This is a genomic window from Microcoleus sp. bin38.metabat.b11b12b14.051, assembly GCF_013299165.1.
GTDB lineage: Bacteria > Cyanobacteriota > Cyanobacteriia > Cyanobacteriales > Microcoleaceae > Microcoleus.
This window is the reverse complement of record NZ_JAAFKD010000063.1, coordinates 1-5,614: the sequence shown is the minus strand read 5'-3', so window position 1 is coordinate 5,614 and position 5,614 is coordinate 1. Positions and strand designations below refer to the sequence as shown.

At 45.0% G+C, this 5,614-nt stretch carries 10 protein-coding genes; 5 read left to right on the top strand and 5 right to left on the bottom strand.

The annotated features are described in order from the left end of the window. Positions 1-244 precede the first annotated feature (244 nt). From QZW47_RS30035 to QZW47_RS30025, 3 genes are all read right to left on the bottom strand, one after another. Entirely contained in the window at positions 245-571 is a 327-nt protein-coding gene (locus QZW47_RS30035) for a hypothetical protein (protein WP_293136435.1), read from the bottom strand. A gap of 89 nt (positions 572-660) precedes the next feature. Continuing rightward, on the bottom strand, positions 661-2,085 hold the full coding sequence (locus QZW47_RS30030) for an aspartate ammonia-lyase (RefSeq protein ID WP_293136437.1): 1,425 nt from the start codon (positions 2,083-2,085) through the stop codon (positions 661-663). Positions 2,086-2,254: 169 nt separating this feature from the next. Beyond that, positions 2,255-2,404: a hypothetical protein gene (locus QZW47_RS30025; RefSeq protein WP_293136433.1), complete on the bottom strand. Its 150-nt coding sequence runs from the start codon at positions 2,402-2,404 to the stop codon at positions 2,255-2,257. Between QZW47_RS30025 and QZW47_RS30020 the strand changes: the two genes are divergently transcribed. The 5 genes from QZW47_RS30020 (at position 2,403) to QZW47_RS30000 (ending at position 4,723) form a co-directional block, all read left to right on the top strand. Further along, a complete protein-coding gene (locus QZW47_RS30020; RefSeq protein ID WP_293136431.1) occupies positions 2,403-2,849 on the top strand; it encodes a hypothetical protein in 447 nt (148 codons plus the stop codon). The two genes, QZW47_RS30025 and QZW47_RS30020, sit on opposite strands and share 2 nt — an antisense overlap. 238 nt (positions 2,850-3,087) lie before the next feature. Then, a complete protein-coding gene (locus QZW47_RS30015) occupies positions 3,088-3,522 on the top strand; it encodes a hypothetical protein (RefSeq protein WP_293136429.1) in 435 nt (144 codons plus the stop codon). A gap of 114 nt (positions 3,523-3,636) precedes the next feature. After that, positions 3,637-3,927 (top strand): peptidase, encoded by a 291-nt coding sequence (locus QZW47_RS30010; RefSeq protein ID WP_293136427.1) that lies wholly within the window; start codon positions 3,637-3,639, stop codon positions 3,925-3,927. Between the two features lie 29 nt (positions 3,928-3,956). Beyond that, a complete protein-coding gene (locus QZW47_RS30005) occupies positions 3,957-4,466 on the top strand; it encodes a hypothetical protein (protein WP_293136425.1) in 510 nt (169 codons plus the stop codon). An 11-nt stretch (positions 4,467-4,477) separates the two neighbouring features. Further along, on the top strand, positions 4,478-4,723 hold the full coding sequence (locus QZW47_RS30000; RefSeq protein WP_293136423.1) for a hypothetical protein: 246 nt from the start codon (positions 4,478-4,480) through the stop codon (positions 4,721-4,723). Between the two features lie 249 nt (positions 4,724-4,972). Here the strand turns inward: QZW47_RS30000 and QZW47_RS29995 are convergent, their stop codons facing one another. Both QZW47_RS29995 and QZW47_RS29990 read right to left on the bottom strand, forming a co-directional pair. Continuing rightward, positions 4,973-5,179, bottom strand: coding sequence for a hypothetical protein (locus tag QZW47_RS29995; RefSeq protein ID WP_006631417.1), 207 nt, complete (start codon positions 5,177-5,179; stop codon positions 4,973-4,975). Between the two features lie 4 nt (positions 5,180-5,183). Beyond that, positions 5,184-5,561 (bottom strand): GIY-YIG nuclease family protein, encoded by a 378-nt coding sequence (locus QZW47_RS29990; RefSeq protein ID WP_293136406.1) that lies wholly within the window; start codon positions 5,559-5,561, stop codon positions 5,184-5,186. Between the last annotated feature and the right edge of the window lie 53 nt (positions 5,562-5,614).

Genomic DNA, 5,614 nt, shown 5'->3' with positions numbered 1-5,614 from the left:
GGGAATTGGGAATTGGGAATTGGGAATTGGGAATTGGGAATTGGGAATTGGGAATTGGGAATTGGGAATTGGGAATTGGGAATTGGGAATTGGGAATTGGGAATTGGGAATTGGGAATTGGGAATTGATAATTGGTAATTTGTAATTGGTGATTGGTGATTTTATACCTAACTAATGCCCAATGCCCTGTTTGCCCAATGCCCTGTTTGGCCAATGCCCCATGCCCCATGCCCATTACCGATGTTTAAGTAGACATCGGCAATCTGCCAGAAGCAGCCCGCTGCATGGTACTAACTCGCATGGAATCAGAGAAGATTCCTTGACCTTGAAGTTCCGGGATAGCAGGTTTAATTTCCACTTTTACCAACCGAGAAGTGCAGATAAAAACAGTTTGATCGACTAAGTGAAAAGTCAACCAAGGCTGATTTAACAAAGTCAGCACTTCCTCTTGAAATTCTTGTGCTGGCATCGGAATAGTAAAGGTTTCCGTGTGACCTTCCACATAATGAAATGTCACTTGAGTTGTATTCTCTTTATCTTGAGTTAATTTGCCAAAGGAACCTGCACGCATAAATATTGCTCCCAAACTTTAGAGTTGAAAAGATTAAGACGGCGGTTTCAACCGCCAGAAAGTCAAATGTGTTAGATCGGACGGCGGTTTCAACCGCCCGGTGTTCTTTCTGGCATCGCACTCATTTTCTCTAAATCTAGAACTTTTGCCAAGTCTTCTGCACTCATTAAACCGCGTTCTAACACAATTTGCCGCAAAGATTTGCCAGTTTCGAGAGATTCTTTGGCGACGGCGGCGGCGTTGAGATAGCCGATGTGAGTATTGAGGGCGGTAACGAGGGCGAGACTGCCTTCTGCGTAGGCGAGACATCGATCGCCCTTAGCTTCAATTTTATCGAGGCATTTGGCAGTCAGGGCGCTGATGGTGTTGCCCAAAATTTCGATGCTGTGAATCAGATTGTAGGCGATTAAAGGCATCATCACGTTCAATTCTAATTGTCCTGCTTGTGCTGCCAGGGCGATCGCGCTATCGTAACCCATAACTTGAAAACACACCATCGAGGTCATTTCTGCCATCACCGGATTGTATTTTCCCGGCATAATGGACGAACCAGGTTGCACGGGAGGCAGTTGAATTTCCTTGAAACCCGTTTTCGGCCCGGAGTCCATCAAACGCAAGTCGTGGGACATTTTAACGCAGTCCTGAGCGAGATTTCGGAGTGCGCCGGAGACATTCACAAACGGTGCCATGCTCTGCATCGCTGCCATTAAATGCGGTGCTGGTTTCAGAGGTTTTCCGATTAACTCTGCGAGGATTTGAGCTACTTTTTCACAGTATTCTGGGTGAGTATTTAAGCCAGTTCCGGCCGCGCTTCCCCCCAATCCCAAGGATGTCAAATCGCCGGAAGCAGTTTCAATTCTGGCGCTGTGCTCTCTAAGAATTTGCGCCCAAGCGCGGAAGGTTTCGCCGAGTCGCACCGGGACTGCATCTTGCAGGTGAGTGCGGCCGGATTTGACGATATCGTGGAACTCTAGCGCTTTTTTGTCCAAGGATGCGATCGCCTGCGATAAAGCTGGAAACAAAGTTTTTTCCAAAGCCAACAATCCGCCAATGCGAATTGCAGTCGGAATCACATCATTGGTTGATTGACCGTAGTTTACATGATCGTTAGGACTGACGCGCTTGTAGTTGCCTTTTTCATCGCCCATAATTTCCAAAGCGCGATTGGAAAGAACTTCGTTAACGTTCATGTGGTGAGAAGTTCCCGCGCCTGCTTGGTAGACATCAACCACAAATTGATCGCGCAAATTTCCCGCTAAAACTTCATCAGCGGCTGCGATCAGTGCTTGACTGATATCTTCAGGAATGCAGCCGAGTTTACCGTTGACAATTGCCGCAGCTTTTTTAATTAAAACGCAAGCATCGAGGTAAGTTGATAAAGGTTTAATGCCACTAATTGGGAAATTTTCAACGGCGCGCAGAGTTTGGATGCCGTAATAAACAGTAGATGGGATTTGTTTGTCTCCCATCGAGTCGCTTTCGGTGCGGTAGGTGATGCTTGGCTGTTGAGTCATATCCTCTGGTTTGCGATTGTTAGGAAGTGTACAATTTTTTGGGTAACAGCGGGCTGCGGGTGTTTTGACTGTACTGCGCCCGCTGGCGACTGTAGAGTAGCGCGTAATTGGCGATCGCCTAGAATTATCCCATATCCGAGGATTCAATCTAAAATCTCTAATCTCAAATCTATAATCGAGTGTGCCGATCGCCTAAAATTATCTCACATCCCGGGTTCAATCTCAAATCAAGTTTTCGGTGAGGGCGATCGCACACAGACAGGCTCAGCCAGCTATAATCGTACAAGTAAATCAATTTCACAAAAGAGTTAAACGCCATGATAACCCCAGCCAAAAAAATCAAACACCCGTTAAATATCTTGCTACTCGGCTTAAGTGCCTCGCTAATTTTTCCAGCTTCAGTAAAAGCTTTATCGAACCTGGTACCCCCGGCGGCTATCTCACAAAAACCTGCTATTTTAGCTGCTGTGCAACAGCGAATACAGTTCCGAAAAGGTGCTCATTCAACAGAAATCAAAGGAGGAGTAGCGCGCGGCACTGTCAATACTTATTTGCTCGCAGTTCAAAAAGGGCAAACAATCAAAATCAAGATCAAGTCAGTTGAAAAAAATGCTGTGTTCAACGTCATAGACTCGAACAGAAAGATGACAATCAAAGAATCAAAAAGCTGGTCTGGAGTAGCCTCGAAAACCGGAGACTATCAGATAGATGTCGGTACAGAACGAGGAGGCGCTAGCTACACTCTGTCAGTTTCGGTAAAGTAAGATTTCGCGGTTGACTGTAGGTTGTTAAATCCTGCGAGCTAGCAGATTACCTAAATCGCCGAAACTCGGTTGTTTTTGCTCTCGAAACCACCTACAAAATCTGCAAGTTAGCAGTATAAATATAATTTTTATACTGCCAACTATTATATCTAGCAGGAATTGCACGTCATTGAGGGCGATCGATCGCCTGATTTTGTGGCATAATAGATGATATTATTCATCCTTTTAAGGAGTTTTCATGGCTCGTTTCAATCAAATCCTTATTGCTAGCGCCATCACCTTTTTAGCCTTAACTGGCTGCGAAGGAACCCAGCAAGCTTCCACTCCTAAAAGTTCACCTGCTGAGACTCCTGGTGCTAGTGTTGTCAGCACATCTGACAAAGCAGCATCTCCCGCTAGCTATGCAGAGTTACTGAGTGTAGTTACCAATACCAAAGCAGCAGTTCAGACTGGTGATTTTGCCAAAGCCAAAACCGAATTTGACAAGTTCGAGAATTCCTGGAAGAAAGTAGAAGACGGCATCAAAAAAAGAGATCCTAAAAGCTACGATGCAGTTGAAGAAACCACAGAAAAAGTCATGACTGAACTCAAAAATTCAAAGCCGAGTAAAGACCAAGTGCTGGCACAATTGCAGTCGTTAGAAAAAACAATCAGTAGCATTTCCAAGTCCTAAATTTAAGTGCTAAGCTGAGTGCTTGCTTCTAGTGATGTGTTCGCAGTTACTCAAAAACAAGCACTCAAATATCTAGCATAAAATGACGTGATTGTTATAAAGTTTTAAACCGTTATGAACAGAGCATTTCGTAAATATCACCGGATTTTAGCCCTAATCATTTTTTTGCCAATTACCTTGACTGTGTTGACAGGAATGGCTGCGACAATTATCAAAGAGTGGCCGATTGACACAGGAATTTCAGCTAGATTTTTGTTAAAAATTCATACAGGAGAAATTTTTAAGTTGCAAGCAATTTACCCGATTTTAAATGGATTGGGAATGATTGGCTTGATTGTGACTGGTTTAAGTATGTCGGGTTTGTTTGGCAAAAGAAAGCAGCCGACTTCCAATGATTCACACTAAAAAGGTGAGATAATTTAGTCTGTGATATTGTGGGACTGGCTACAATCAGAAATTCTCTCACCTATAGCATTCTTTTACCCGCACCAATATTTCGGATTAGGACAGACTTACAAGCACAATGCAGGTTAGGTTTGACGGCGACATTGATTAGCGAAGACGGGAAAGAAGGGGATGTGTTTACGCTAATTTTCCCAAAGCGCTATGACGTACCTTGGCGACAATTGGAAGGACAGGGATTTATTGCTACGGCTAATTGTACCGAAATCCGTGTCGCCCAAAATGAAGCCCAAAAGATGGAATATCCCCTAGCGCCGCGCCGCAGTCAGTTTCGGATTGCTGCGGAAAATCCGGGTAAGTTGGATGTGGTGCAAAGTTTGTTGCAAAAGGAGGCGGGACATAGTATCCTAATTATTGGTGAGTTTCTGGAACAGTTGGATGCGATCGCCCAAATCACCCAATTACCTCTGATTGCGGGGAAGACAAAACAGGCCCAGCGCGGCTGTACAAAGCATTCCATCACAAAGAAATTCCCGGATTAATTCTATCTCGCGTGGGCAATTTTGCCGTCGATTTACCCGATGCCGATGTGTTGATTCAGGTATCAGGAAAGTATGGTTCTCGCCAAGAAGCGCAGCGCCTCGGACGAATTCTCCGCCCGAAATCTGACGGACATACTGCGAGTTTTTATACATTAGTCTCGCTACAAACTTGCGAGGAAGATTTTGCCCGACACCGCCAACTGTTTCTCACCGAGCAGGGATATAATTATACGATCGAGGTTCGAGGTGATGGTTAGTCGGCGTTGCGTATTCGTGTTTTTGCTGATTTGAATGGCTGTATTTTTCTGGGATATGGGAAAAGGGCGATCGGAAGCAGTTGCGGGCGATAATGCTCCGCATCGCTAGCGCGATCGTGTTTCACCTGTCGGGAAAAAATCTAATGCTCCGGTTGAGTGGCTACAAATAACTTTTGCATCACCACCAATATCTTTCGGTAGTCCGCTCCAACCGGGTTGTTAGACCACCGCGATCACCAGTGGACGCTATTATTGTCCGCGTCCTGGTTTGCAATCTGCAAAACCTAATGCCTCTGTGTCAAGGAAACTAGCGATCGCCATCTCAATGACTGCTTCGATCGGGTATTCAATTTCCGCAGCACGAGCAATTAGGGCAGCACGAATTCGTTCAGGAAAACGCCCTAAAATAACTTCGGCATCAGCGAGGGAAAGTTGCTCTTGAAGTTTGGCTTGCATGGTTTTACATCTCAATTGGAATTTGGACGTTGTAAGGGGGTTCAGTAGCTCTTAGAATGATGGCTTCTAGCTCCAATAGTAACGCAGGGTTCTTCCAATGAGAAATTGTCTGTACTGCAATCCGTATGTCTTCATCACTATATTTATCGAGCCACGCCCACAAAAAAGCTTTGTGCCCGCCACTGAAGCGACCTCGTAAACTCTTGGTTTTACCGATGTAGAGCAATCCATCAGTTCTGTGTCTGATTGCATAAATGCCAGGACGCGCAGGAATGCTCTCAAACCTACGGGTCAAGGGTTGACATTGCTCAAAAGGAATGAAAGCAATCGCGTCTAGAATTCTTCGCGCTTGGATTTGTAGGTCAGAATCATTTGTTGGCATGAAGGCAAGAAGGCTAATTGCACAGAAATCATAATCCCACAGATTCTGTTACA